This window comes from Citricoccus sp., assembly GCF_035445025.1.
Taxonomy (GTDB): Bacteria; Actinomycetota; Actinomycetes; order Actinomycetales; family Micrococcaceae; genus Citricoccus.
The window spans coordinates 1-3356 of sequence record NZ_DAOMPX010000127.1; the positions used below are offsets into that span (position 1 = coordinate 1).

A 3356-nucleotide genomic window follows, 5' to 3' on the forward strand; every position below is an offset into this window, starting at 1 on the left:
CGTCGTGCGCCACGAGGTGCCCTACGCCCAGGCCGCGCTGCCCGCCTACCGCCTGGCGGCGGACGGTCCGGGCACCGGGGCCACGGTGCTGCTGCACGGCGGATTCGACTCGGTGATCGAGGAGTTCCAGCCCGTCTGGCAGCGTGTGGCCGCCGCGGGGTTCGACGTCGTCGCGTTCGAGGGCCCGGGACAGGGCGGGGCGCGGGCGCTGCACGGACTGACCTCCGAGCACGACTGGGAGAAGCCGGTCGGCGCGGTGCTGGACCACTTCGGCCTGACGGAGGCCGCCCTGGTGGGGATCTCGATGGGCGGGTACTGGGCGCTGCGCGCCGCCGGGCTGGAACCGCGCCTCCGGCAGGTGGTGGCGTGGCCGCCGGTCTACGACTGGCTCTACCGGCTGCCCGCCGTGGCGCGTGGACCCGTCCGGGGGATGCTGGACCATCGGGACTTCATGCGCTGGAGCGTGCGTATCCGGGCCCGGTTGTTCCCGACGCTGCGCATGGTGGTCGAGCAGGTGCTGTACATGGTCGACAGCGACGACCCGGCCGACGTCGTGGACTGGTTCCTGGGCATGAACGCCCGGCACCTGGGCAGCGAACGGGTGCGCCAGGACGTGCTGCTGATGTGCGGGGAGCACGACGCGTTCCAGCCGCCGGTCCTGGCCCAGGCCCAGGCCCGGGCGCTGACGGCCGCCCGCAGCCTGACCGTGCGCGCGTTCACCGCGGCCGAGCACGCCGACCAGCACTGCCAGATGGGGAACCTGGACCTGGCCTGCCGGGTGCTGACCACCTGGCTGCGGGACCCCGCGGGGCTGGCAGGATGAGGCCATGGACCAGGCGACGGACGACATGACGGGCGCCGGCGCGGGGCACCGGGCCCGCGGCTCCCTCCCCGAGGTGGCCCCGGCGTCATGGTGGAGCCGCCTGTGGAAACCGTTCTGGGCCGTGCCGGCGGCCTGCGTCCTGGTGTTCCTGGTCCTCGGCATCGTCCTGCCCCAGGTGGAGGACTCCTGGGGCACCACCGACCTGCAATACGTCTTCCAGGGCGGCCCGGACGGCGCCCGGGGACTGCTGGGCACGATCGCCACGGCCATGATCTCGGTGACCGGACTGGTCTTCTCCATCACCATGGTGGTCCTGCAGCTGGCCTCCAGCCAGTTCACCCCGCGGGTCCTCGGAGGATTCCTGCAGAACCGGGTGGTGCAGTCCACGCTGGGCATCTTCATCTCCACCTTCGTGTTCGCCCTGACCGTGACCCGGTCCGTGCGCGGTGACAACTCCACCGAGCAGTTCGTCCCCCAGGTCTCCGTGACCCTGGCCTTCCTGCTGGTCCTCGTCTCCATGGGGTTCTTCCTGGCCTTCATCCACCACATCACCACCTCGATCCAGGTCTCCCACGTCATCTCGCGGATCGGTGACCAGACGGTGGCGCTCGCCGACCGGATGTTCCCGGAGTCCGCGGATGCCGAGGCCCCGGCGTTCGGTCCCACCTGGTCCCCCGCCCCGGGCACGCCGCATCTCCGGCTCGAGGCACCGCGGCACGGCGTGATCACGCACGTGGACTATGCGGGGCTGGTCCGCTGGGCGCGGGAGCGGGACGTGGTGGTCACGCTGGACCGGCCGGTGGGCCAGTTCCTGGCGGAGGGACAGCACGTGCTGCGGATCTGGGGCGCCGCCGTCGGGGTGGAGGAGGGCCGCGAGCCGGGTGACCCCTACCGGCACATCGGGCTGGGCCCGCAGCGGGAGATGCGCCAGGACGTCGCCTTCGGCATCCGCCAGCTCGTGGACATCGGCAACCGCGCGCTGTCCCCGGGGGTGAACGACCCGACGACGGCCGTGCAGTGCCTGGACGAGCTCCACCGGATCCTGCGCGTGCTGGTCCGGCGCGCCTCGCCCAGCCCCTACATCGCCGACGACGCCGGCCGGGTCCGTGTGGTGCACCATCCCCAGGCCATCACGGAACTGGTGGAGCTGGCCCTGCTGGAGATCGCGCACAGCGGTGACGCCCTGCAGGTGCCCCATCGGTTGCGCACCCTGCTGGAGGACCTCGTGGAGGTCAGCGCGGAACGCTACCGCCCCGCGGTCCGGCAGCTGCTGGAGGGGCTCCCCGCCTGACCTGGAACGTGTGGTCCCGGTCGGGGCGATCGCCTCGGCGATTCCGGGGGTCGTGCTGTGTGTCGTGGCCAGGCGCCGTTCAGCGGCGCCGGTGGTCGTCCGCGTAGGCCGCGAAGATGGTCTCGGCGTCGGCGCCGGACACGAAGTCCTCCGCCAGCACGGCCCCCAGCCGGTCCAGGGCCGCGGAGAACCTGGTGGCGCCGGCCTGCAGTTCCGGGACCTGGGAGTGCTGGGCGCTGTCCCGCAGGGCCAGGGCGTAGGGCAGCTGCCGGGCCAGGGACAGTTCCGTGTCCTCCTCGACGAAGTAGTAGCTCTCCGTGTGCTGGGCGAAGTCGATGCCCGCCTGCTCGATCCGCCCGGACATCTCGTCCAGGACCCGGGCCGCCGTCTCCGGGCCCACCCGATGGAGCGCCTCGGCGTAACCGGCGTCCTCCATCCCCGCCAGTGCCAGGGCGAGCGCCCTGCGGCGTGACAGGGGCGGATACACCTGCGTGAACCACGTCAGTCCGGCCGTCAGCAGGGCGAACCCGGTCAATGCCTGGACCGGGGCCGCCATCCGGATCCAGGGGCTGGTGGCGACGACGTCACCGAAGCCCACGGTGGACAGCGTGGTCAGGGAGACGTAGAGCGCCTCGGCCGGGTTCGGGTGGTCGGCCGGGTCCACTCCGGAGTAACTGAACCCCTCGGGCAGGTGCGGAAGGTAGACCAGCGCCCAGCCCACCGCCTGCAGCAGGACCCACATCAGGATCACGGCGACCATGCCCGCGGGGCCGGCCGCGGAGCCGAACCGGTGACCGGTCAGCCTGGAGGCCTTCCACAGGCCGGAGAGCACCCCACGGCTGAGGCCTCCCTGGCCCTTCGGGTGCAGCAGGCTGTGGAACATGTCCCGCAATCCCACCAGGATCACCAGGATGCCCGCGATGCTCAGCACGATGTCCACGGCAGGTCTCCGTTCCTGGTCGACACTCGCAGGGTCTGGGATCGCGACCGGTTCACCGCCCGGTCGGTCCCCGCTGTACCGAGCGTACCGGCGCCGGCGACGGTCCACAGGAGCCGATCCGGTGGCGGGGCCGCACCATCCGTGCACCTCAGCCGGGATGGCATCCCCTTCCCGGCCAGCAGCGCGGGCAACGGGGTGTGTGTCAAGGATGTACGCGGGGGATCTCCGCGCGCCGGGATTGCTAGGGTGGAACGCATGTCCACCGCACTGACCCTTGCCCTCCTTGCGGTCGGACTCATCCT

General features: G+C 71.9%; 3 protein-coding genes. 2 read left to right on the forward strand and 1 reads right to left on the reverse strand.

Annotated elements, in window-relative coordinates:
• A partial coding sequence (locus PLJ28_RS15340; protein WP_324590386.1) for an alpha/beta fold hydrolase occupies positions 1–823 on the forward strand: 823 nt, incomplete at its 5' end.
• Between the two features lie 4 nt (positions 824–827).
• The gene (locus tag PLJ28_RS15345) at positions 828–2114 is read left to right on the forward strand and encodes a DUF2254 domain-containing protein (protein WP_298042617.1); all 1287 of its coding nucleotides are present in this window, start codon (positions 828–830) and stop codon (positions 2112–2114) included.
• 79 nt (positions 2115–2193) lie between these two features.
• Here PLJ28_RS15345 and PLJ28_RS15350 read toward each other — a convergent pair whose 3' ends face one another.
• Entirely contained in the window at positions 2194–3054 is an 861-nt protein-coding gene (locus PLJ28_RS15350; RefSeq protein WP_298042620.1) for a potassium channel family protein, read from the reverse strand.
• Positions 3055–3356: the final 302 nt, after the last annotated feature.